The sequence below is a fragment of the Cyanobium sp. L1E-Cus genome, from assembly GCF_024345755.1.
GTDB lineage: Bacteria > Cyanobacteriota > Cyanobacteriia > PCC-6307 > Cyanobiaceae > Cyanobium_A > Cyanobium_A usitatum.
Map to the genome: position 1 here is coordinate 43,362 of NZ_JAGQBS010000003.1, position 22,907 is coordinate 66,268.

The following is a 22,907-nucleotide window of genomic DNA, read 5'->3' on the forward strand; positions in this document are numbered from 1 at the left end:
CCGGGAACGCAGCCCGGGACGTTGACTTTTCCCAAGGGAAAGGTCAACTCGAGGCCGCTGCACGCTCCACAACCCTTCCGGACGAATCCTTCCTGGTGCCAAACCTGTCGCGATCACCTCGGCAGGACTTATGGACCGAAATCCACCTGCTGTCTGGGGTAGGGCGCGTGCCCTTCTGGACAAAGCCAGAGGTCCACACTACACACTGCCCACACCCGAGCCCAGCCATGCCTGCCTCTCGCCGCCGCGGCGCCAAGCTGCTGCTCAGCTTGGTGATGCCCTTGGTGGTCGGCCTGGCAATTCCAGCTGGAGCGGCCCCCACCTGGACCGTAGGCACCGATCCCACCTATGCCCCCTTCGGCATGACTGATGGCGCCAGCGGCGAGCTGCGGGGCTTCGATATCGAACTGATCGAAGCGATCGCCAAGCGCACTGGCCAGCGGCTAAAGCTCACAGCTCTGCCCTTCGATGGCCTGATACCTGCCCTGCAAGCGGGCAACCTCGACCTGGCGATCAGCGCCATGACGATCACCGCAGAGCGGGCCGAAACCGTCGACTTTTCGCGCCCCTATTTTGCCGCTGGCTTGGGCATAGTTGTGCGGCGAGGCACCCGGGGCATCGCCAACCTCAAAGATCTAGAAGGACGCACGATCGCCGTTCAGATCGGTTCCACGGGTGCAAAGGCCATGGCAGCCGTGCCGGGAGCCAAGCTCAGCACCTTTGATTCAGGTCCTCTTGCCCTGCAGGAGCTTCTGAACGGCCACGTGGAGGCCTACGTAAATGACCTGCCTGCCACCCTTTACGCGATCGAAACCGCTGGCCTCGATGGCATCGAGATCGCCGGCAAGCCCCTCACTAGCGACTTCTACGGCATCGCCTTCCCCAAGGGCTCTGGCCTGCGCGAAGCAGTAAACAAGGGGCTGGGCCAGGTACTGGCCGATGGCAGCTACGCCCGGATCTATGAGCGTTGGTTTGGGCAGAGCCCGCCAGCTCTACCCCAGCGAGCCCCTGCTCTCGATAGCCGCAGCGATAGCGCCGGACTTGACGGGGTGCAGTTGCTGCGCAATTTGATCCGCGGTGCGGGCGTGACCCTGGCGCTAACCCTCTGCTCCTTCGGCCTAGGCCTGATCGGAGCTGGCCTGGTAGCTGCGGGGCTACTGGGGGCCAACCCAGTAATGCAGCGCTGCTGCCGCATCTACGTCGACTTCTTTCGCGGCACGCCAATTTTGGTGCAGCTGTTCGTGATTTACTTCGGCGTGCCTGCCCTAGCCCGCCAAATGGGACTAGAGCTGCAACTAGATCGCTTCGCTGCCGCAGTGCTCGCCCTAGGGCTAAACGGCGCTGCCTACCTGGCAGAAACCCTACGAGCAGGAATTATTTCCATTGACCGGGGCCAATGGGAGGCTTCAAGGGCCCTGGGTCTCAAGCCCCTAACGGCGCTGCAGCTAGTGATCATGCCCCAGGCCCTGCAGCGGGTGCTGCCCTCCTTAGCCAATGAGTTCATCACGCTGATTAAGGACACCAGCCTGGCGGCGGTGATCGGCTTCGACGAACTTTTCCGCCAAGGGCAGCTGGTGGTGGCCACCAGCTACCGGGCGTTTGAGGTTTACCTAGCGGTGGCCTTGGTTTACCTAGTGATGACCACCACGGCCTCGCTGCTGTTCAAGCAGCTGGAGCGGCGACTCAGCCTTCCTGCTTGAGGTCCTGCAGGGCCGAGAAGTCAACTTCCACCGAGGGGCCCATGGTGGAGGTCACATAGAGGCTCCTCCAATAGCGGCCTTTGGCACCGCTGGGCTTATTGCGATCGATGGTCTCCTGCAGGGCCTTGAGGTTCTCGAGCAATTTGGCTGGAGTGAAGCTGGCCTTGCCAAAGCGCACGTGCACGATGCCGCTGCGGTCGGCGCGGAACTCAAGTTTGCCGGCCTTGAACTCGTTGATGGCGCCAGCCAGATCGGTGGTGACGGTGCCGGCCTTGGGGTTGGGCATCAGGCCGCGGGGACCTAGCACCCGGCCAAGCTTGGCCACCTTGGGCATCATGTCCGGGGTGGCGATCAACAAATCGAAGTTCATCTCGCCCTTGGCGATCTGATCCACCAGATCGTCGTCGCCAGCGAGGTCGGCGCCGGCAGCCTTGGCGGCGGCCACAGCTTCACCGCGGGCGATCACGGCAATGCGGATCGACTGGCCGGTGCCGTTGGGCAGGGCCACGGTGGTGCGCAGCTGCTGGTCGGTGTACTTGGGATCGATCCCGAGGCGCACGTGGGCCTCCAGGGTTTCGTCAAACTTGGCGTTGGCGTTGGTCTGAACCAGCTCAATGGCCTCGAGGGGGCCGTAGCTGCGGTCTTCGACCTTGGCGCTGAGCGCTAAGAAGCGCTTAGAGATTTTCGGCATGGTGGTGATGGGGTACGGGCGATTCAGGGCGTGGCTGTTGAGCAGATGAACTGGTCAAGGCTGCCTGGATCTCCCCCGAATAAGGGGTGGAATTAATCGTTAACGGCGACGCCCATGTTGCGGGCGGTGCCTTCGATGATGCGCATGGCCGATTCAACGCTGGTGCAGTTGAGGTCGGGCAGCTTGGTTTTGGCGATCTCCTCGAGCTGGGCGCGGCTGATGGCACCCACCGAACCCTTGGCAGAGGTGGCGGCACCCTTCTCGATACCGGCTGCTTTGGAGATCAGCACGGAAGCGGGAGGGGTCTTGGTGATGAAGGTGAAGCTGCGGTCTTCAAAGACCGAAATTTCAACCGGGATCACATATCCAGCCTTCTCCTGCGTCCGAGCGTTGTACTCCTTGCAGAACGCCATGATGTTGACGCCGTGCTGACCGAGGGCAGGGCCCACCGGCGGCGCGGGGTTGGCTTTGCCGGCCTGGAGGGCCAGCTTGATAACGGCAACGACTTTCTTGGCCATCGTCTAAGGCTACGGGGCGAATCTGCGGATCACCCCCATCGCCGGGGATGTGAACTGAAACGGCCGCCCTCCGCAGGGAGACGGCCGCTGAGCGGGGCCGAAACCTAGCTCTGCTTGCTGATCTGGGAAAACTCGAGCTCCACCGGGGTTTCCCGGCCAAAGATCGAGAGCAGGGCCTTGAGCTTGTTGCGCTCGCCGGAAACCTCGATCACCTCGCCCTGGAAATCCTTGAAAGGACCAGCCGTGACCAGGATCTGATCGCCTTCGGCGAGATCCACCTTGACGACTGCCTTCTTTTCTGCGGCTCGCTTAAAGATGCGATCCACTTCCGTGCGGCTGAGCGGCCTGGGCTTGATGTGGCCGCGGGCCTTGGCCGTTGCGCGCCGCTCCTCTGCCCCCACGAAATTGATCACGTTGGGGGTGCTGCGCACCGCCATCATGGTGTCTTCGTCGAGCACCATTCGCACCAGCACATAGCCGGGAAATACCTTTTCCTCCGTGCTCTGGCGCGAGCCATCCTTCTTCAGCTTCATCCCCGGGGTCTGGGGGATCTCGATCTCGAGGATCCGGTTGTCGACGCCCAAGGTGACGGCCCGCTGCTCGAGCGTGGCCTTCACCTTCTTCTCGCAGCTGGAGGCCACCTGCACCGCATACCAGCGGGCCACCTGCATCTTCTCCACCGGCGCCGGTGCTTCCAGTACTTGGGGCACCAGCTCGAGCTCTTCTGCCGCAAGCTCGAGCTCTTCGGCCGCAAGCTCAGTGGCTTCGATTTGGCTGTCGGTCAGGGACTCGGACACGGGGCTCAGGAAAGAAACGGGATCAACGGACGGGGGATCGACTACGGATCGGCTCAACGGAACACCTGATTGGCCCCCCAGCCATAAAAACGATCGATGGCGGCGATCGCTGCCGCCGAGAGACTCACCATCAAGATCACGGCCACCGATTCGCTAAACAGCTGCTGACGGCTGGGCCAAACGACTTTGCGGAGTTCCGCCAGGGTGGCGGCAGCAAAGCCATCAGGCACCGCCGAGGCAGCGGCAGGCGAGATGGACGCATCGGGGCTGGGTTCTGCCTCTTTGGAGTCGGGAGTTTGGGGGGTTGGGTCCACTGGCGCTCGCGCACGGGGGCGTCCGCGCGTACCGGCAAACGAACACCCTAGCCGAGGGGCACAAAGGTCAAGGGATTGCCCGGCTCAACACGCACGCCCCGTGCGCCACTGAAGCGCTCGGCCAGCAGCTCGGTAGCCAGGGGATTTTCCAGCTGGCGCCGCAGCACCCGCCGCAGGGGCCGGGCGCCGTATTCGGGCTCGTAACCCTGCTCAGCCAGGGCCTGCACCACCGGCTCCGGCACCTCCAGCTCCAGGTGCTGCTCAGCCAGCAGCCGGGCCAGCTCGGCCAGTTGCAGGCGCACGATGCGCTGCAGGTCGGCTGGACCAAGGGGGCGGAAGCGGATCACCTCGTCAATGCGATTAAGGAATTCCGGCCGAAACTGGCTGGCTAATGCCTGGTCTATTTGCTGGTCGAGCCAGGTCTGCTGATCGAGCCAGGCCTGCTGGTCAGGCTCCAAACCCGCCTCCCGTGCCGCCTTTGCACTGTCGAGGATGGCGCGGCTGGCCAGGTTGCTGGTCATGATCACCACCGTGTGGCGGAAGTCCACGGTGCGGCCCTGGGAATCGGTGAGGCGGCCGTCGTCGAGCACCTGCAGCAGCAAATTGAACACCTCCGGGTGGGCCTTCTCCACCTCATCAAGCAACAGCACCGCGTAGGGCCGGCGCCGCACCGCCTCGGTGAGCTGGCCGCCCTCCTCATAGCCCACATAGCCAGGGGGTGCACCCACCAGCCGGGCCACGGCGTTGCGCTCCATGAATTCGCTCATGTCGAGACGCACCAGGGCGTCGTCCTCGTCGAACAGCGCCGCCGCCAGAGCCTTAGCCAGCTCGGTTTTGCCCACGCCGGTGGGGCCCAGAAATAAAAACGAACCCACCGGCCGCGTTGGCGACTGCATACCAGCCCGAGCGCGGCGGATCGCCGCGGCCACCGCCGCCACCGCCTCTAGCTGGCCAACCACCCGCTCGCCCAAGAGTTGCTCCAGCTCCAGCAATTTCTGGCGCTCCCCCGCCAGCAGGCGCTGCACCGGAATGCCGGTCCAGCGGGCCACCACATCGGCGATGTCGCCCTCCTCCACCTGTTCACGCAGGATCGTCTCCCCCTTCAGTTCGGCCTCAAGGGTTTCGCGGCGCTGCTGCAAGCCATTGAGCTGGTCGTGCTGCAACCGGGCTGCTTCCTCATAGTCACCCTCCCGCTCGGCCTCGGTAATGGCGTGGCGTAGGTCTTCGTCTTGCTGCAACAGCTCCCGCAGCTCCGCCAGTCGCTCCCGCTCCGCCTGCCAGCGCTGCTGCAACGCCTGCAGGGCCTCGGTGGCGCGGCGGCGCTGCTCCTGCAACTGCAGCCGCTCCTCCAGCGGCGCCGCCTCAGCCGAGAGCAGGGCCAGCTCCACCCGGCGCAGCTCGGCCTCGGCAGCTTCCACCAGCTGGGGCTTGGAGGTGACCTCCATGCGCAACTGGGCGGCGGCCTCATCCACCAGATCAATGGCCGAATCGGGCAAACAACGATCGGTGATGTAGCGGTCGGCCAGGCGAGTTGCCGCCACCAAAGCCTGGTCGGTGATGGCCACGCCGTGGTGCAACTCGTAGCGCTCCTTTAGGCCCCGCAGAATTTCCACACTGGTGTCGAGGCCTGGCTCCTTGATCAGCACCTGCTGGAAGCGGCGCTCCAGGCCCGGATCCTTCTCGATGCTGCGGCGGTAGTCCTCGGCGGTGGTGGCGCCGATGCAGCGCAGATAGCCCTGAGCCAGGGCTGGCTTGAGCACGCTGCCGGCGTCGGCGTTGGAGCGATCGCCGCTCACCACCGTATGCAGCTCGTCGATAAACAGCACTACCCCGGCTGCCCCAGGAACGGCATCGGCGTCGTGCACCTCCTTGAGCACGGTCCGCAGGCGCTCCTCAAACTGGCCGCGAAACTTGGCTCCTGCGATCAAGGCGCCCAAATCCAGGGCCACCAGCCGCAGACCCTGGAGCGAGTCGGGCACTTCACCGGCCACGATCCGCTGGGCCAGCAGCTCGGCCACGGCGGTCTTGCCGACGCCGGGCTCCCCAATCAGCACCGGGTTGTTCTTGCTGCGGCGTGAGAGCACCTGAATCAGGCGTCGCATCTCCAAGTCGCGGCCGATCACCGGGTCGAGTTCGCCGGCCCGGGCCGCTGCAGTGAGGTCCCGGCCATAGCGCTCCAGGGCGCTGGGCTCGGGCGGCTCCTGCTCCAGTGGGGCGACAGCCTGTGGGGCTGCAAGCGGGGCCGCGGCCACCGGCGCAAGCGGAGACGGGCCCGCGTCGATCCAGGCATCCGGGGGGGGAGCTGGCGCCTGCGGGGAAGCAGGAGCCGGTGGGGCTGGGCTGGCAGGGGAGCCAGGCCGAAACTGGCGTTGCAGCAAGTCTTCGCTGAGCCCCTCAGCCGCCAGCAACGACGCCCCGATCCGGGGATCGCGCACCAAAGCGACCAGCAGGTGGGATACGTCTAAAAGAGAGTCCCCCCAGGCGGCCCGGCAGCGGTCCCCATCCTCGAGCAGATCCTCAAGGGCATCGCCGATGTACAGCTCACCGCCGGCGCTGCCGGGTTGGTCGACGCAGAAACTCTCGAGCTGATCGAGCAGGCGATCGGGCTCAAGCGGCAGGGGATCCAGCCAGCGCCCGAAGCGTCTTTCCAGCAGCAGGGTCTGCAGCAGGTGCTCCACATCCATGGCGCCATGGCGCCAACGGCGAGCCGTGTCCTGGGAGGCCAAGAGCAACTCCCAGGCGTCTTCGCTGAAGCGATCTGGTTCGCTGGTGAGGCTTGGGGGCATGGGCTTAGCGGTCAGCCGCGGGAGGAGAGCTGGATTAGTTCCACCTTGTAGCCATCAGGATCTTCCACAAAGGCGATCACCGTGTTGCCGTGCTTCATCGGACCGGGTTCGCGCACCACCTTGCCGCCCTTAGCCCGGATTGCATCGCAAACCGACTGGATGTCCTCCACTCCTAGGGCGATGTGGCCATAGCCCGCACCAAGGTCGTAGTGACTGGTGTCCCAGTTGTGAGTTAGCTCCAGCACGGTGGTGTCCCGCTCCTCGCCGTAACCCACAAAGGCGAGGGTGAAACGGCCTGAGGGATAGTCCTTGCGGCGCAGCATCCGCATCCCCAACACCTCCGTATAAAAGGTGAGGGAGCGCTCCAGATCGCCAACCCGGAGCATGGTGTGCAGCATGCGCATCAGCGGATCAGGCCAGGCATCAACCTGGGCACAACAAATTCCATTGTGGCGAGCAACTGTGGCGAGCAACCCCAAGGGCGGTACCCATCAGCACAAATGGATGGGTGGGGGTGACCCATAGGATCTCGACAGAGAGCGCCAATGGCACTTCAACGTGATCGATTCCCTCGACCTTGTTATTGACACCGTGGTGGCACGGGAGGTGTTGGATTCCCGCGGCACACCCACGGTGGAGGCCGAGGTGCTGCTGGAGGGAGGCGCCAGCGGCCGGGCGATTGTGCCGAGTGGCGCTAGCACCGGTGCCCATGAGGCCCATGAGCTGCGCGATGGCGGCAGCCGTTACTTCGGCAAGGGCGTCACCCAAGCCGTCAACAACATCGAAGAGCGAATCGCCCCGGCCCTTTGTGGCCTCAGCGCCCTTGACCAAAGCGCCGTGGACGGTGCCATGGCCGAACTCGACGGCAGTGATAACAAGTCCAGCCTCGGTGCCAACGCCGTGTTGGCCGTGAGCCTGGCCACCGCCCGGGCAGCCGCCAACGGCGTCGGCCTGCCCCTCTACCGCTACCTAGGCGGCCCGCTGGCCAACCTGTTGCCGGTGCCGCTGATGAATGTGATCAACGGCGGCGCCCACGCCTCCAACAACATGGATTTTCAGGAATTCATGTTGGTGCCCCATGGCGCCAGCAGCTTCCGCGAAGCCCTGCGAATGGGCGCAGAGGTGTTCCACACCCTCAAGGGTTTGCTGAACAGCCAGGGCCTCTCAACCGCCGTTGGCGATGAGGGCGGCTTTGCTCCCGACCTGGCCAGCAATGACGCCGCCGGAGAACTGCTGGTGCAAGCAATCGAGAAGGCAGGTTATCGGCCCGGCGACCAGATCTCCCTAGCTCTGGATGTGGCCAGCACCGAGTTTTTCAAAGATGGCCGCTACAACTTCGGCGGCGGAAGCTACAGCAGCGCCGAGATGGTGGACCAGTTAGCCCAGTTGGCCAGCCGGTTCCCGATCGTTTCAATTGAAGACGGCATCGCCGAAGACGACTGGGATGGTTGGGCCCTACTCACCGAGCGCCTTGGCAAAACGGTGCAGCTGGTGGGCGACGACCTGTTTGTGACCAACACCGCCCGGCTACAGCGGGGCATCGATCTTGGTGTCGCCAATTCAATTCTGATCAAAGTGAATCAGATCGGCTCGCTCACCGAAACCCTGCAGGCGATCGATCTAGCCGGCCGGGCTGGCTACACCAGTGTCATCAGCCACCGCTCCGGCGAAACCGAAGACACCACCATCGCCGACCTCGCCGTGGCAACCCGTGCCGGCCAGATCAAAACCGGATCCCTCAGTCGCTCCGATCGGGTGGCTAAATACAATCAACTGCTCCGGATTGAGGACGAACTCGGCAGCCAAGCGATATATGCCGGCGCTGAAGACCGGGGCCCCCGCGGCAAGGCCTGAGCTCAACCCCCTCTTTGCTCAGCGAGAAGTGGGCAATTGATCAATCCGGCCATCGCGCTTAAGCCGGCCCTGCAGCTTGACCCAGCTGAGCCCCACAGGCAGGCTGGCCAGCAGGGGAATGATTACTAAGGCGGGCCGAGCACTGACCGCCAGCAGGGCCGCCGCAACTGCCAAACCAGCTAGCAGCATGGACTGACCCGCAGCCTGCTGGGCCAGGGCCAAGCGCCGGAGCAGGCGATCAGTTTCGCCGGCGCGAATCTGCACCTGCAGGTCGCCCTGCTCGATGCGCGCCAGGCTGTCGTCTAATCGTTTGGGAATACCCAAGGCGCGGCTGCCCACCTCTGCCGCCTGGCGCGAGATTTCGTTGAAGAGGTCGTTTGCACTACCGCCAACACCAGAACCACTGCCACCGCTTGAAGTCATTAGGGGAAGTAGGTAGGGGCGGGCAATCGCCACCAAGCTAAAGCCGCTATCGAGGCTGCGGCCGACCCCCTCAAACGTGGAGAGGGCCCGCATCACAAAGATCAGCTCTGGGGGCAACCTGAAGGGCTGTCCGTAAACCAGGTCGTATAAGTCGCCCGACAGGCGCTCAAGCACATTGGCGGAAAAGGGGGGCGTCAGCGCCTCTTCCAGCATCACCCGCACCAGGCGCCGCACCGGGCCAGGATCAACACCAGGTGCAATCACACCCGCCTGCTGCAGCTCCTTGACCAAACCAGCTGCGTCTCGGCCAGCTGCGGCACGCACCATGCTGCCCAGGCGGCCCCGCAGGCGGCTGGAGAGCTGCCCCATCATGCCGAAGTCGTAGTAGATGAGGGCCCCATCGGCGGCAACGGCCAGGTTGCCGGGGTGGGGATCTGCGTGGAAAAAGCCAAACCGCACCAGCTGCTGCAGGTAGCTGGCGGCGCCCTTTTCCGCTACGGCGGCGGGCACGATTCCAGCCTCGATCAGGGCCTGGCGATCGGTGATCTTGATGCCAGGCACATAGTCGAGGCAAAGCACCCGGCGGGTACTCAATTCCCACACCACGGCTGGAATGCGGATGCCGGGATCGTCAAGAAACTGCTGGCGGAAGCGGGCCGCGTGCTCGGCCTCCAGCCGGAAGTCGAGCTCTCTGAGCAACACCCGCCGGCACTCCTGGGCAATGCCGATCCAGTCGCGGCCGCGGCCCCAGCGGGGATGGCGCTGCACCGCCGCAGCAACTTGTTGCATCACCTCAAGGTCGAGCCGGAAGGTGCGCTCCAAGCCAGGGCGCTGCACCTTGAACACCACCTGACGGCCGCTGCGCAGGCTGGCGCGGTGCACTTGGGCCAGGCTGGCCGAACCCAGCGGCTCGCTCTCCAGGTCAATTATCTCGGCGCAGCGCTCACCCAACTCCTGCTCCAGCAGGTCTTGCACCACCGCAAAGGGGAAGGCGGGAACCCGGTCCTGCAGGGTGGCTAGCTCCTCCACCAGTTCAGCGGGCAGCACGTCGGGACGGGCCGAAAGCAATTGGCCCAGCTTGATAAAGGCTGAGCCAAGCCCCAGGAATGCCTGGGTGAGCCAGCGGGCCCGGCGCCGCTGACGGCTCCGCTGCCGCTCTGGGGTGACACCACCGACATAGCTCCAGGCTTGGCCGTCCCACCACAGACCGAGCAGCAGGGCCAGGGCCAACCACCAGATGCGCAGCGGCCTAAGCAGGATCACGAATCCTGGTCCAGTCGGCGAGCCATGGCCGCCACCCGGGCGCGCAGGGCATCGATTTGATCCTGAATATCCACAGACGGTGCCGTGATGGCTACCTCCGGCTCGTCGTCCCTCTCGATCCGGGCAGCTTCTGCTTCCACTTCGTCCCAGAAAAGCTGAAACTCCTGACGCAGCCGCTCCGGAGCGTCCTGAGCCAGCAGAGCCAGATTGGCGGCCGCATCAACGAGGCCGCTGCCTAAGCGAGCCCCCAAGCGCTGCAAGGCAGCTTGGACAAGCGATTGCGGCGCACTCATTGGGGCCTGGCAGCAGGTGTGGACTGTGGCAGATCAGCGCTAGGCAAATCTGGAGGCGGCGGGGCATCCAGGCTGGGCGCGTCAGCGGGGACAGCCTGGGCTTCCGGTTCAGCCGCGGGCGAGGGCAACTCCTGAGGCGGCTCAGCTTCGCTGGCGGCGGGAGAGGCTGTATCGGGTTGCTGCTCTAACTGCAAAAGATCGGCGTCACCGCGGATGTCCTGGTTTTCAGCGCCAAACCGCAGCCGCAGGCTCTCCAGCGAGGTGCCCGGGAAGGGCCGCACCTCAAAGCCCTGACCAAGGCGCACCAGGGAAGGCAGCTGCAGGGCAAGCAGCCGCTGGGTGACGCCATAACCGAGGCCAAAGCAAAAGCCCACAAGCAATGGCACCTGCCATCGGGGGCGTTGCTGGGATGGCGGAGCTGCTGAAACCGAAGCCACTTGAGCCATAGGTGCCAAATCTAGGGGGAGGGGCTTTGCTGGGGGGAGTCCCCGCCTAAGAACAGATGGCCCTGATTCCACGCTGGCGCTTCATGAGCGACGAGGCGAAGGCTTTGACAAAGCGCACCGCGGTGTCGTTGCTGGTGGTGTTGCTGGTGGCGGTTGTTTTTAGAGCGCTGCTGCCATGGGCGCTGCTGGGGCTGGTTATTTGGTGGATTTGGCGAGCGATCAACAAATAAAGGCCAATAAAAAAGCGGACCCGTCCAGGACCGCTCGATGACCAAACCCAAACATATCACAATTTGTAACGGCTCTTGCGGAGCTCTGTCAGGCGGCCTGCTGGTCCTTAGCCCAGGCTCGCTCAAGGGAGCTCCTGAACTGCTCGGTGCCGGACGGGGTGCCGATTAGGTGCCTGCGGAACAGGCTGGTCAAGCGCCAAAACTTGATTCCTGCCGCGATTGCAAAAACCGCCCAGGGCACAAGCATCCATAGGGGGTTGCTCATCGCTGCTGCTCTCCTCGACCAAGACCTTTAATCACATTTGGAATTCTAATCACTGTAGGAATTCCAACGGCGATGGGCTGAAGACTCGTTTGGTTTGCCTTCAGATAATTAGGTCGTGTAATCGGCGTTGATGCGGACATATTGAGCCGAAAGGTCGCAGCCCCAGGCGACACCTGTGCCGGGGCCATCGCCCACCACCAGGCGAATAATCACCGTGTCGCTCTGCAGATAGGTGCTGGCGGCGGCGCGATCGAAAGCCAGGGGCTGGCCAGCGACCATCAGCTGGTGCTCGCCCAGCCACAGGGCCACCAGATCAGCAGCAAAAAGCACACCGGCCCGGCCGGCGGCGGCCACGATCCGGCCCCAGTTGGGGTCGCGGCCATGCACGGCGCATTTCACCAGCGACGAGCCGCACACGGTGCGCGCAATGGCACGAGCGCCGGCGTCATCGGCAGCGCCCTGCGCCTGCACCTCGATCAGGCAGGTGGCGCCCTCGCCATCGCGGGCAATCGCCTTGGCCAGGTGTTGCGACACCGCCGTCAGGCCGGCCTCCAGCGCTTCGTAGTGCTCGTGGCCTAGGAGCTCCCCGGCTGCAAAGGCCAGGAACGTGTCATTGGTGCTGGTGTCGCCGTCCACCGTGATCGCATTAAAGGAGCGATCCACCGCCCGCCGCACCATCGCCTGCCACACCTCGGCGGGCACGCCCGCATCGCAGCTGAGGTAGCCCAGCATCGTGGCCATATTTGGGTGGATCATTCCCGAGCCCTTGGCCATGCCGCCGATGCGGACGCTGCGGCCGCCCAGATCCGCCTCCAGAGCGATCTGCTTAGCCACCAGATCGGTGGTGAGGATGGCGGTGGCTGCCGCGGCCCCACCCTCGGGACTGAGGGCCGCCACCAAGGGATCAAGACCCGCCAGCAAGGTGCCCATCGGAATCGGCACGCCGATCACACCGGTGGAGCAGATCAGCACCTCTTCAGGCGCCAGACCCAACCGATCGGCGACGGCCTGGGTGGCCCGCAGGCTATCGATCAGGCCCCGATCGCCGGTGCAGGCATTGGCCTGGCCGGAATTGGTGAGCACCGCCCGGGCATGACCGCCTGAATCCGCCAGGCGCTCGGCGCAGAGATCCACGCAGGCGGCCCGCACCACCGAGGTGGTGAAGGTGCCAGCGCACACGGCGCCCTCGGGCGCCAGCAGCAAGGAGAGGTCGGGATTGCCGGAAGCCTTCAGGCCCGCGGTGACAGCGGCGGCTTGGAAGCCACGGGGGGCGGTGATGCCGCCGGGGATCGGGTGCCAGGGGTGGGTCACGGGCTGCAGCTACTGCGAACCTGAGCATGGAATAGCGCCACGCCCCTTCTCAACAGCCATGGTTGCTGCACGCCGCATAGGCCTCACCGGCGGTATCGCCAGCGGCAAAAGCAGCGTGGGCCGGCTGCTGGCGGCGCGGGGGCTGCCTCTGCTTGATGCGGATGTGTACGCACGAGACGCACTGACGCCGGGCAGCACCGGGGCCGGCGCGGTGCTGGAGCGCTACGGGGATGGGATCCGGGCGCACGGCGGGGAGATCAATCGCGCCGCCCTAGGGCAGATCGTATTTGGCGATAACGCCGAGCGCCGCTGGCTGGAGCAGCTGCTGCATCCGATCGTGCGGGCGTGCTTTGACGCCAAGCTGCAAGCGCTGGCGGCAGAGCCGGTGGTGGTGCTGGTGGTGCCGCTGCTATTTGAAGCGGGACTGGAAACTCTCTGCAGCGAGGTGTGGCTGGTGGACTGCAACGAGACGCAGCAACTGCAGCGGTTGATGGCCCGAGATGGCCTGGGCGAGGCCGATGCCCGCGCCCGGATAGCCGCCCAGTGGCCGCTGGCGCGCAAGCGCCAGCTGGCAGATGTGGTGCTCAACAACCGGGGCGGGCCCGACCAGCTCGCCGCCCAGGTGGAGCAGGCGCTCAGCCGTTGAGCTTCTGGATCAGAATCTGGTTGGCGAGCTTGGGGTCGGCCTTGCCACCGGTTTTTTTCATCAGCTGACCCACAAAGAAACCCTGCAACTTGGTTTTACCGCCGCGGAAGGCTTCCACCTCCTCGGGGTGGGCAGCCAGCAGCTCCTCCACAATTGCCGTAATAGCAGCGGGGTCACTGATCATGCCAAGGCCGCGCTCCGCCACGATCGCCTTGGCAGAACCGCCCTGCTCAAGCAACTCGGGCAGAATCTCTTTAGCAATTTTGCCGCTAATAATTCCGCCCTCAATCAGCTGCACCAGCTCAGCTAGCTGCTCGGGCTTAAGGGGCAACTCTGCAATAGCCAGCCTATTAGCATTTACATAGGCGGCAATATCGCCGGTGACCCAGTTGGCGATGCCCTTGGCATCAGCGCCGGCAGCCACCGCGGCCTCGAAGTATTCGGCCATCGAGCGCTCATCGGTGAGCACTCGGGCGTCGTAGATCGACAGACCCAGCTGGTCGGCATAGCGATGCCGCTTAGCAGCGGGCAACTCGGGCAGCTCGGCGCGCCAGCCCTCCCGCTGGGCATCACTCACCTCGATGGGTCCAAGGTCGGGATCGGGGAAGTAGCGGTAGTCGCTGGCGCCCTCTTTACCGCGCATGCTCTTAGTGAGCTGTTTGGATTCATCCCAAAGGCGGGTTTCCTGCCGCACCGGCTCGCCGGTTTCGTAGGCCTTGATCTGGCGCTGAATCTCGTAATCAATCGCCTTCTGGATAGCCGAGAAGGAATTCATATTCTTGATTTCCACCTTGGTGCCGAAGGGGGCATCAGGGCCGCGCCGCACGGATATATTTACATCGCAGCGCAAGGAACCCTCCTGCATGTTGCCATCACTCACGCCCAGATAACGCATGATCCGGCGAATCTCCGAGGCGTATTCCGCCGCCTCGCGGCCGGTGCGCAAATCCGGCTTGCTAACAATCTCAGCCAGAGCTACTCCGGCGCGGTTGTAGTCCACCAGGGAGTGGGTAGAGCCGTCTAGGCGATCACTACCGGCGTGTACCAATTTGCCGGCGTCTTCTTCCATGTGAAGCCGCTCTATACCGATGCGCTTCAAATAGGTTTCTTTGCCTTTTTCGGCCACCTCAACTTCAATCCAACCATCTTCAGCGATTGGCTCATCGAATTGGGAGATCTGATAATTCTTGGGCAGGTCGGGATAAAAATATTGTTTGCGATCAAACTTACTGTGCGCAGCAATATGCAGGTTGAGGGCAAGGGCCGCCTTCACTGCATACTCGAGCACCTTTTGATTAAGCACTGGCAACGTGCCGGGCAGGCCACACACCACCGGGTCGATATGGGTGTTGGGGGCGTCGCCGAAGGCGGTGGAGGCGCTGGTGAAAATCTTGCTGGCGGTGCCCAGCTGCACATGGGTCTCAAGGCCAATCACCGCCTCCCAAGGAGCCTGCTGGGATTGGGCTAGTAATTCTGGTGCTACTGCCGCGCCTGCCATGGCCTGTATCAATGCCTGAGCCGATCCTATGGGGAGGCACTGGACGCCGGCTTGACGGGGGCAAGGGGGCTCCGGGGCGGATAGTAATTTGCGCTGGTTAGCTAAGCTAAAACTAAGTCCAGAGGTTTTTGCAGCCATGGCCTACCCGCCATTCCCCCCTGAGCCAACACCAAGCAACCGGCCCCAGCTGGTGAATGTGCATGAGGCCAAAACCCAGCTCTCCCGCCTGCTGCTCCAAGTGGAGCAGGGCGAGGAGATATGGATCGCCAGGGCAGGCAAACCGGTAGCCCGCCTCAGCGCCTGGGTGCCCAGCCCCAGCGCCGCCCACGCGCCGGGCGCCATGCGCCACGCCATTGCCATCGCCGCCAACTTCGACGCACCGCTGCAATGAAACGCCTGCTGCTCGACACCCAAGTGCTGCTCTGGTGGCTGGCCGACGACCCGCGTCTGCCGGCCTGGGCCATCGCCGCCGTACAGGCACCGGGAGCAGAGGTGTTCGTGAGCCAGGTGAGCCTCTGGGAACTGGCCCTCAAGCAACGCCAAGGCCGGGTGCAGCTCGACCTGGCCCGCCTGGAGCAGGAGGTGACCCGTCAGCACTTCCATTGGCTGCCCCTGCGCAATGAGCACCTGCTGGCCCTGGCCGAGCTGGATAGCTACTCCGCCCCCAGCGACCTCTTCGACCAACTGCTGCTCGTGCAAAGCCGCCAGGAACCACTGCTGTTACTCACCGCTGACGCTGCCCTGCGCTCCTGCGGGGCCACGGTGCTGGGGCTGGAGCCAGCGGCGCCGGCCCAGCCATGACTGCAGCCAAGGGGCCAGCCATCACGGTGCTGGGGGGCGGCCTGATGGGCCTGGCCATGGCCCACCAGCTCGCCCGCCGCGGCGAGGCAGTGCGGGTGCTGAGCCGGCGCCGCAGCGAAGCCGCCGGATTTGTAGCCGCCGGCATGTTGGCGCCCCACGCCGAGGGGCTCAGCGGCGACCTGCTCGCCCTGGGGCAGGCCAGCCTGCAGCTCATCCCCTCCTGGGTGGCCCAGATCGAAGCCGATAGCGGCCTGAGCTGCGGTCTGCGGCCCTGCGGCATCGTGGTGCCCTTCGCCACCTCGGCGGAGCGGGATGCCTATCCCACCGCCGCCTTCGGCCTACGGCTCGATCGCCGCGGCCTGGAGCAAGAGATTGCCGGCATCGGCGAGCGCTGGCAGGCGGGCCTGCTGTTTGAACAGGACGGCCAGATCGACAACCGCCGCCGGCTGATGCGCGCCCTGGAGCGGGCCTGCGTGGAAATGGGGGTGACCTTTCAGGAGGGCAGCCAGGTGCTGGAGCTGGTCTGCGACCCGGCCGGCGCCCTCAGCGGGGTGCATCTACGCAGCGCCGAAGGGGAGGAGCACCATCTCGCTGCCGAGCGGGCGGTGCTGGCCTGCGGTGCCTGGAGCGCCCAGCTACTGCCCCAGCTGCCGATCGCTCCGGTGAAAGGCCAGATGCTGTCGTTGCAGGGGCCGCGGCAGGCCCTGCAGCGAGTGATTTTTGGGCCCGGCACCTACCTGGTGCCGAGGCAAGACGGTCTGCTGGTGGTAGGAGCCACCAGCGAAGCCGAGGCGGGCTTCAGCGAAGGGCTCACCCCCGCAGGCCAGCGCCAGCTGCAGGAGGGGCTGGCCAGCCTGCTGCCGGAGGCGAGCGCCTGGCCGCCGATGGAGCGCTGGTGGGGTTTTCGGCCCCACACCCCAGACGAAGCTCCCCTGCTCGGAACCAGCCCCATCCCCGGCCTGTGGCTAGCTGCGGGGCACCACCGCAATGGTGTGCTGCTGGCCGCGATCACCGCCGAATTGGTGGCGGGATCGATCCTTGGCGACCTAGGAGCGGCAGAACAGCGCCAGCTGAATAACTTCAGCTGGCGGCGATTTGAGCGGACCTGATCAACCCTCGACGCGCCACACCTGGTCGGCGGGGCTCCAATCGCTCAGCTCGGAGGGCTGGAACCACAGGCCGATTTCGAATTCAGCGGTTTCGGGGGCATCGGAGCCGTGAATAACGTTGCGGCCGATGTTGATAGCCAGATCGCCGCGGATCGTGCCGGGCTCGGCCTCGAGGGGCTTGGTGGCACCAATGAGCTTGCGGGCGCTGGCGATGACGCCATCGCCTTCCCACACCATCGCCACCACTGGACCAGAGGTGATGAAGTCCACAAGGCCGGCGAAGAAGGGGCGCTCGCGGTGTACGCCGTAATGACTTTCAGCCAGCTCGCGGCTGGGGGTGAGCTGCTTGAGGCCGACCAGCTTGAATCCCTTGCGCTCGAAGCGGCCGAGGATTTCGCCGACCAGACCGCGCTGGACGCCGTCGGGCTTGATGGCAATGAAAGAGCGTTCGGCGGCCATGGAGAAGAAGTCGATCCGGCTCATCGTCTGCGGCGGCCCTGCCCATTGGCAAGCACAGTGGTGCCGTGATCACCGCCCCCCACCAGCCCCCTGCCGTGAGCGCGACGAGCCCCGACAACCGGAATTCAACCGACTGGAGCGCCGCCGCCGGCGCCGCCCTCTACGGGCTGGATCGCTGGGGTGACCCCTATTTTTCCGTGAGTGATCGCGGCCACGTGATGGTGCAGCCCCGGGGCGACCGGGGCGGCTCCCTCGACCTGATGGAGCTGGTGCAGGAGCTGCAGGGCCGCGACCTAAGCCTGCCGCTGCTGATTCGCTTCGACGACATCCTCGAAGACCGGCTCGAACGACTGCACGGCGCCTTTGAACGGGCCATCGCCCAGTACGGCTACGCCGGCCGCTACCAGGGTGTGTTTCCGGTGAAGTGCAATCAGCAGCGCCATGTGGTGGAGGAACTGGTGAGCAGCGGCAGGCGCTGGCACTTCGGATTGGAAGCCGGCAGCAAGGCGGAGCTACTTATTGCCCTGTCCCTGATCGATGACCCCGAGGCCTTGCTGATCTGCAACGGTTACAAGGATCAGCGCTATATCGAGACCGCCATCCTGGCCAGGCGCCTGGGACGCCAACCGGTGGTGGTAATCGAGCAGGCCGATGAGGTGGAGCGGATCATCAGCGCCAGCCGCGAGCTGGGTGCGGCACCCCTGATCGGCATCCGGGCCAAGCTCTCGGCCCGCAGCACCGGCCGCTGGGGCAGCTCAGTGGGCGAACGGGCAAAGTTTGGCTTGGGCATCCCCGAGCTGCTGGCCACGGTGGAGGCTCTGCGGGCCGCCGATCTGCTGGGCGAGCTGCGCCTGCTGCACTTCCACGTAGGCAGCCAGATCAACGACATCGCCGTGCTCAAGGACGCCCTGCAGGAGGCCGGCCAGATCTACGGGGAGCTCACCAAATTGGGGGCGCCCATGGGCTACCTGGATGTGGGCGGCGGCCTGGGCATCGACTACGACGGCAGCCGCACCGCCAGCGCCGCCTCCACCAACTACTCCCTGCAGAACTACGCCAACGACGTGGTGGCAACGGTGAAGGAGTGCTGCGAACCCCACGGCATCCCCGTGCCCACCCTGGTAAGCGAAAGCGGCCGGGCCTTGGCTAGCCACTTCTCAGTGCTGGTGTTCGACGTGCTCGGCGCCGGCAGCCTGCCCGGTGCCGTGCCCACACCGCAAGAGGGCGAAGCCCTGATCCTGCGCAACCTGCGCGACACCTACGCCGCCATCACAGCGCCTGATGCCAGCGTGGAAGCCCTGCAGGAGGCCTGGAACGACGCCCTCAAGTTCAAGCACGACGCCTTGGCCGCCTTCCGCCTCGGCTACCTGAGCCTGCCGGAGCGGGGACTGGCCGAGCAGCTCACATGGGCCTGCTGCCAGGCCATCGCCGAGCGGATCAAAGGGCTGCCAGCGGCCACGGTGATCCCCGAAGAGCTACGGGCCCTGCCAGCAGCCCTGGCCTCCACCTACTACGCCAACCTCTCGGTGTTTCGCTCGGCCCCCGACACCTGGGCGATCGACCAGCTGTTTCCGGTGATGCCGATCCACCGCCTCGACGAAAAACCAGAAGCGCTGGGCAGCTTCGCCGACCTCACATGCGATTCTGACGGCAAAATCGCCCGCTTCATCGATCCGGCCAGGAGCTCCGGGCAAGGCCAGGTGAAACCGTTGCTGGAGCTACACAAGCTGCGTCCAGGGGAGCCTTACTGGATCGGCATGTTCCTCGGTGGCGCCTACCAGGAGGTGATGGGCAACCTGCACAACCTGTTCGGCAGCACCAACGCCGTGCACATCCGCCTCAAGGCCAACGGGGGCTACCAGCTCGATCACGTAGTGCGTGGCGACACCAATGCCGAGGTGCTGGAGGTGATGGAGCACAACCCGGAGCTGCTGCTGGAGCGGCTGCGGGTGGCCAGCGAGGCAGCCATCGGCCAAGGCTCGCTGGGCATCAGCGACGCCCGCCGGCTGATGGCCCACCTGGAAACGAGCCTGCGCCAGACCACCTATCTGCAGGGCTGAGGATTCAGCGAGCGCAGAAACGCACCTGCAAGCTGAGGCGCTCCATTGGACCGGGCAGCTCAGCGGGATCAAAGGGTGGAACGGCCGTATCAGCCATGGCCAGGGCCCGCATAGCCACCGGCCTGCCCCCACCTTCAAGCTGCACCTCTAAGGGCTGCAGTCCCCGCAGGCCGATCGCAGCGGCCACGTCTTGGGCCTGCTGCAAGGCGTCCTGGTACGAGGCTCTCAACAACTGCCGCCTGGCGGCCCGATCACCTGCCGCATCCGCCTCGGTGGCCACGGGCGACAGGCGAACCCCCGGCAGCCCGCCCACCTGACGCACCAGTGGCTGCAGCTGGGTAGGTGCAAGCTGGCCAGACACCTGCAGGGTGGCCTGCACCGCCCCAGCTTTGTCACGGCTAGCGGGCCGCTGCCAGGTGGAAGGGGAGGTGACCTCCAGATCAACCACCTGCAGGCTTTTGAGCGTGGTGCGCACCTCGGCCAGGCGTCGCTGCAGGCTGGCCAGGGCCGCATCGGTGCTGGGCTCCTCCGTTTCCAGGGTCAGGGAAAAACGCAGGCGCTGGGTGGTTCGCTTCAGCTCGGCGCTGCCACGAGCCTCAACCAGGGTGCCCGTGCAAGCGAGCTGCACCTGGGACTGGGCCAACCCAGCAGCGGGAAGCAAGGGCAACAGCAGCGGCAACAACCGGAGCAGATTCCAAGTCATCGGGCCTCGGTACTTTCTGGCAACAGCTTGGCTGAGGCAGGCCTCAAGAGAGCGCAGCCCGCAGCTGCGCCTTGGCCTGCTCCAGCGCCCCATCAAGGGCGGCGCCATCACGCCCGCCCGCCTGGGCCAGGTTGGGTCGGCCGCCACCGCCGCCGCCGCAGGCCTTGGCCACCGCTCCGATAAAGGCACCAGCCTTGGGCCCCGCCGCGATCACCGCCTTGCCAAAGGCCGCCACCAGGATCACCTTGGCCAGATCGGCCGGATCGGGCAGACCACCAAGCACCACGGCAGCGCCATCGCCGAGCTGATCGGCCAGGCCCTGGGCCGCGCTCTGCAGGCCGGCGCCCTCGACGCCATCAAGGCGGGCAACCAGCAGCTGGAACTCCCCGAGAGCCTGGGCCTGGCCCGCCAGCGCTGCAGCCTTGGCCAGCGCCAACTCGCCGCGGGCCGCCGCCAGGGCCTTGCCGCTGGCCTTGAGCTCCTCCTGCAGCGCCGCAACGCGCTCGACGATCTCCGCCGGCTGGGCCTTGAAGCGCTCGCCCAGCTGCTTCACCACCGCATCGCGCTCATTGAGGTAGGCCAGCACCGCCGGGCCTGCCACCGCCTCGATGCGGCGGATGCCGGCAGCCACGCCGCCCTCGCTCACGATCTTGAAGAGGCCGATCTCGGCGGTGTTGGCCACGTGGGTGCCGCCGCAGAGCTCCATCGACACGCCGGGCACATCCACCACCCGCACCACATCGGCATACTTCTCGCCAAACATCGCCACAGCGCCAGCGGCCTTGGCGGCCTCGATCGCCATCTCTTGCACTTCCAGGCGGTGGGCGTCGCTGATCCAACCGTTGATCAGGGCCTCGATCTGCTCCAGCTCAGCCGGCGTCACGGCCCGGGGGCTGTTGAAATCAAAGCGCAGCCGATCAAAGGTCACCAGCGAGCCGGCCTGGCCGATGCCGGGATCCACCACCTGCTTAAGCGCCGCCTGCAGCAGGTGGGTGGCCGTGTGGTTGGCCTGGGCGCGGCGGCGGCAGGCCCGGTCCACCTGGGCATTCACCAGCTCGCCAATGGCCAGGCTGCCGCGCTCGATGCGGCCGCTGTGCACAAACACTGAGCGGTTGCGGCTGACGCCATCAATCGCCACGATCACGCCAGCTCCATCCGCCCCCTGGCCGCAGAGCACGCCCCGATCGCCCACCTGGCCGCCACCTTCGCCATAGAAGGGGGTGGAGTCGAGCACCAGTTGCACTGCATCCCCCGCCACGGCACGCTCCGCCGGCTCACCGTTCACCACCAGGGCCAGCACGCAGCTGGGGTGCTCCAGGGCCTCGTAGCCCTTGAAGGCGGTGGCGGCCGCAGCGGCTGTCACCTGATCAATAGCGCCCTGCAGGGTGAGGTCGATGCTCACCGCTGCGGCCTTGGCCCGCTGGCGCTGGGTCTCCATCGCCGCCTCAAAACCGGCCAGGTCCACCGTGAGCCCCTGCTCCTCAGCGATCTCCTCGGTGAGCTCCAGCGGGAAGCCGTAGGTGTCGTAGAGCTCGAAGGCCTGTTCACCGCTGATCTGGGTGGGCTTGGCCGCCAGCACCTCAGCCAGCAGCTTCTCGCCCCGCTCCAGGGTTTCCAGGAAGCGGGCCTCCTCGCGGACGAGCTCGGCCAGAATCACCTCACGGCGCTCCACGAGCTGCGGGTAGGCCGCCGCCATCAGCACGATCGACGCCTCGCCCATTGCCGTCAGGAATGGTTTGTCGATGCCGAGGAGCCGTCCATGGCGCACGACGCGGCGCAGGAGGCGCCTCAGGATGTAGCCGCGGCCCAGGTTGGAGGCCGTGACGCCATCGCAGATCAGCTGGGTGATGGCACGGCTGTGATCGCCGATCACCTTGAGCGATGTCTGGCCCTTGGCATCGAGGACGGAGTAGTCGACCCCAGCTAGGCCCGCCGCCGTTTCAATCAGCGGGTAGATCAGATCGGTTTCGTAGTTGTTCGGCACCGCCTGCAGAATCTGGGCCATGCGCTCAAGCCCCAAGCCCGTATCGATGTTGCGGTTGGCCAGCGGCGTGAGGATGCCCTCCGCGTCGCGGTTGTACTGCATAAACACCAGGTTGTAGAACTCGATGAAGCGCGAGTCGTCTTCCAGGTCGATGCCGTCGTCGCCGAGTTCGGGCTTGAAGTCGTAATAGATCTCCGAGCAGGGGCCGCAGGGGCCGGTGGGGCCTGAGGCCCAGAAGTTGTCGGCCTCATCCATGCGAATGATGCGCTTGGGGTTCACCCCCACCACGTCGCGCCAAATAGCGCCTGCCTCATCGTCTTCGCGGAACACACTCACCACAAGGTTGTTGGGCGAGAGGCCGAACACCCCGGTGCTCAGCTCCCAGGCCCACTGGATCGCCTGCTCCTTGAAGTAGTCGCCGAAGGAGAAGTTGCCGAGCATCTCAAAAAACGTGTGATGCCGCGCCGTGCGGCCCACGTTTTCGATGTCGTTGGTGCGGATGCACTTCTGGCTGGTGGTGGCCCTAGGCGCCGGCCGCGGCGCCTGACCAAGGAACACCGGCTTGAACGGCAGCATGCCGGCAATGGTGAGCAGCACCGTCGGGTCGTCCGGGATCAGCGAAGCGCTCGCCATCGCTTTGTGGCCCCGCTGCTCGTAAAAATCGAGGAAAGCGGCGCGGATCTCAGCACCGGTGCGAGGACGACCGGTATGTGCTGTGACGGCCATGGCGAAGCATTACAACCCTGAGCAGGGCAT

The 22,907-nt window shown here is 65.3% G+C and carries 23 protein-coding genes; 8 read left to right on the forward strand and 15 right to left on the reverse strand.

Translation table 11 applies throughout. The features are described 5' to 3' along the window. Positions 1–227: 227 nt before the first annotated feature. Entirely contained in the window at positions 228–1,700 is a 1,473-nt protein-coding gene (locus KBZ22_RS03090) for an ABC transporter permease subunit (protein WP_255020999.1), read from the forward strand. Here the strand turns inward: KBZ22_RS03090 and rplA are convergent. The 6 genes from rplA to gloA all read right to left on the reverse strand — a co-directional run bounded on the left by rplA (position 1,684) and on the right by gloA (position 7,210). Next, positions 1,684–2,391 carry a 50S ribosomal protein L1 gene (gene rplA, locus KBZ22_RS03095; RefSeq protein ID WP_255021000.1) on the reverse strand — a complete coding sequence of 236 codons (708 nt, stop codon included), beginning with the start codon at positions 2,389–2,391 and terminating at the stop codon, positions 1,684–1,686. The genes KBZ22_RS03090 and rplA overlap by 17 nt on opposite strands. 92 nt (positions 2,392–2,483) lie before the next feature. Beyond that, positions 2,484–2,909 (reverse strand): 50S ribosomal protein L11, encoded by a 426-nt coding sequence (gene rplK / locus KBZ22_RS03100; RefSeq protein ID WP_106632872.1) that lies wholly within the window; start codon positions 2,907–2,909, stop codon positions 2,484–2,486. A gap of 104 nt (positions 2,910–3,013) precedes the next feature. Further along, the gene (nusG, locus tag KBZ22_RS03105; protein ID WP_396093237.1) at positions 3,014–3,580 is read right to left on the reverse strand and encodes a transcription termination/antitermination protein NusG; all 567 of its coding nucleotides are present in this window, start codon (positions 3,578–3,580) and stop codon (positions 3,014–3,016) included. Positions 3,581–3,759: 179 nt separating this feature from the next. After that, positions 3,760–4,020, reverse strand: a complete 261-nt coding sequence (gene secE / locus KBZ22_RS03110; protein ID WP_161956167.1) for a preprotein translocase subunit SecE — start codon at positions 4,018–4,020, stop codon at positions 3,760–3,762. 47 nt (positions 4,021–4,067) lie between these two features. Further along, the gene (locus KBZ22_RS03115; RefSeq protein ID WP_255021001.1) at positions 4,068–6,806 is read right to left on the reverse strand and encodes an ATP-dependent Clp protease ATP-binding subunit; all 2,739 of its coding nucleotides are present in this window, start codon (positions 6,804–6,806) and stop codon (positions 4,068–4,070) included. Between the two features lie 11 nt (positions 6,807–6,817). Beyond that, positions 6,818–7,210, reverse strand: a complete 393-nt coding sequence (gene gloA, locus KBZ22_RS03120) for a lactoylglutathione lyase (RefSeq protein WP_254941896.1) — start codon at positions 7,208–7,210, stop codon at positions 6,818–6,820. A 154-nt stretch (positions 7,211–7,364) separates the two neighbouring features. On the opposite strand from gloA, the gene eno reads away from it, so the two are divergent. Continuing rightward, a complete protein-coding gene (eno, locus tag KBZ22_RS03125; RefSeq protein WP_255021002.1) occupies positions 7,365–8,660 on the forward strand; it encodes a phosphopyruvate hydratase in 1,296 nt (431 codons plus the stop codon). 18 nt (positions 8,661–8,678) lie between these two features. Here the strand turns inward: eno and KBZ22_RS03130 are convergent, their stop codons facing one another. Genes KBZ22_RS03130 through KBZ22_RS03140 form a run of 3 tightly spaced genes read right to left on the reverse strand, consistent with a single transcriptional unit; the run spans position 8,679 to position 11,085 of the window. Continuing rightward, a complete protein-coding gene (locus KBZ22_RS03130) occupies positions 8,679–10,343 on the reverse strand; it encodes an AarF/ABC1/UbiB kinase family protein (RefSeq protein WP_255021174.1) in 1,665 nt (554 codons plus the stop codon). Beyond that, positions 10,343–10,639, reverse strand: a complete 297-nt coding sequence (locus KBZ22_RS03135; RefSeq protein ID WP_106632868.1) for a hypothetical protein — start codon at positions 10,637–10,639, stop codon at positions 10,343–10,345. The genes KBZ22_RS03130 and KBZ22_RS03135 overlap by 1 nt, the downstream gene beginning before the upstream one ends. Next, positions 10,636–11,085: a hypothetical protein gene (locus KBZ22_RS03140; RefSeq protein WP_255021003.1), complete on the reverse strand. Its 450-nt coding sequence runs from the start codon at positions 11,083–11,085 to the stop codon at positions 10,636–10,638. Before KBZ22_RS03140 ends, KBZ22_RS03135 begins: the two co-directional genes overlap by 4 nt. A gap of 56 nt (positions 11,086–11,141) precedes the next feature. On the opposite strand from KBZ22_RS03140, the gene KBZ22_RS03145 reads away from it, so the two are divergent. Then, positions 11,142–11,315 carry a hypothetical protein gene (locus KBZ22_RS03145; protein ID WP_193486311.1) on the forward strand — a complete coding sequence of 58 codons (174 nt, stop codon included), beginning with the start codon at positions 11,142–11,144 and terminating at the stop codon, positions 11,313–11,315. An 88-nt stretch (positions 11,316–11,403) separates the two neighbouring features. Here the strand turns inward: KBZ22_RS03145 and KBZ22_RS03150 are convergent, their stop codons facing one another. Both KBZ22_RS03150 and argJ read right to left on the reverse strand, forming a co-directional pair. Continuing rightward, complete coding sequence (locus KBZ22_RS03150; RefSeq protein ID WP_255021004.1) at positions 11,404–11,580, reverse strand: hypothetical protein; 177 nt, start codon at positions 11,578–11,580, stop codon at positions 11,404–11,406. Between the two features lie 108 nt (positions 11,581–11,688). After that, positions 11,689–12,891 carry a bifunctional glutamate N-acetyltransferase/amino-acid acetyltransferase ArgJ gene (gene argJ / locus KBZ22_RS03155; protein ID WP_255021005.1) on the reverse strand — a complete coding sequence of 401 codons (1,203 nt, stop codon included), beginning with the start codon at positions 12,889–12,891 and terminating at the stop codon, positions 11,689–11,691. A 58-nt stretch (positions 12,892–12,949) separates the two neighbouring features. On the opposite strand from argJ, the gene coaE reads away from it, so the two are divergent. Continuing rightward, positions 12,950–13,537, forward strand: coding sequence for a dephospho-CoA kinase (coaE, locus tag KBZ22_RS03160; protein WP_255021006.1), 588 nt, complete (start codon positions 12,950–12,952; stop codon positions 13,535–13,537). Here the strand turns inward: coaE and gatB are convergent. Beyond that, positions 13,527–15,035, reverse strand: a complete 1,509-nt coding sequence (gene gatB / locus KBZ22_RS03165) for an Asp-tRNA(Asn)/Glu-tRNA(Gln) amidotransferase subunit GatB (RefSeq protein ID WP_255021007.1) — start codon at positions 15,033–15,035, stop codon at positions 13,527–13,529. The genes coaE and gatB overlap by 11 nt on opposite strands. Positions 15,036–15,171: 136 nt before the next feature. Here gatB and KBZ22_RS03170 point away from each other — a divergent pair, with 136 nt between their 5' ends. From KBZ22_RS03170 to KBZ22_RS03180, 3 genes are read left to right on the forward strand one after another with little or no spacing between them, the layout of a single operon-like run. Continuing rightward, a complete protein-coding gene (locus KBZ22_RS03170; protein WP_094561241.1) occupies positions 15,172–15,426 on the forward strand; it encodes a type II toxin-antitoxin system Phd/YefM family antitoxin in 255 nt (84 codons plus the stop codon). Beyond that, on the forward strand, positions 15,423–15,836 hold the full coding sequence (locus tag KBZ22_RS03175) for a type II toxin-antitoxin system VapC family toxin (RefSeq protein ID WP_255021008.1): 414 nt from the start codon (positions 15,423–15,425) through the stop codon (positions 15,834–15,836). The genes KBZ22_RS03170 and KBZ22_RS03175 overlap by 4 nt, the downstream gene beginning before the upstream one ends. Then, positions 15,833–16,945, forward strand: a complete 1,113-nt coding sequence (locus KBZ22_RS03180; RefSeq protein ID WP_255021009.1) for an FAD-dependent oxidoreductase — start codon at positions 15,833–15,835, stop codon at positions 16,943–16,945. Before KBZ22_RS03175 ends, KBZ22_RS03180 begins: the two co-directional genes overlap by 4 nt. Here the strand turns inward: KBZ22_RS03180 and ndk are convergent, their stop codons facing one another. After that, positions 16,946–17,404 carry a nucleoside-diphosphate kinase gene (gene ndk, locus KBZ22_RS03185; protein ID WP_106502738.1) on the reverse strand — a complete coding sequence of 153 codons (459 nt, stop codon included), beginning with the start codon at positions 17,402–17,404 and terminating at the stop codon, positions 16,946–16,948. Between the two features lie 95 nt (positions 17,405–17,499). On the opposite strand from ndk, the gene speA reads away from it, so the two are divergent. Beyond that, on the forward strand, positions 17,500–19,464 hold the full coding sequence (speA, locus tag KBZ22_RS03190; RefSeq protein ID WP_255021010.1) for a biosynthetic arginine decarboxylase: 1,965 nt from the start codon (positions 17,500–17,502) through the stop codon (positions 19,462–19,464). A 4-nt stretch (positions 19,465–19,468) separates the two neighbouring features. On the opposite strand, the gene KBZ22_RS03195 is transcribed toward speA, so the two are convergent. Both KBZ22_RS03195 and alaS read right to left on the reverse strand, forming a co-directional pair. Further along, entirely contained in the window at positions 19,469–20,167 is a 699-nt protein-coding gene (locus tag KBZ22_RS03195; protein ID WP_255021011.1) for an SIMPL domain-containing protein, read from the reverse strand. Positions 20,168–20,210: 43 nt separating this feature from the next. Further along, positions 20,211–22,877 (reverse strand): alanine--tRNA ligase, encoded by a 2,667-nt coding sequence (alaS, locus tag KBZ22_RS03200; protein WP_255021012.1) that lies wholly within the window; start codon positions 22,875–22,877, stop codon positions 20,211–20,213. Positions 22,878–22,907: the final 30 nt, after the last annotated feature.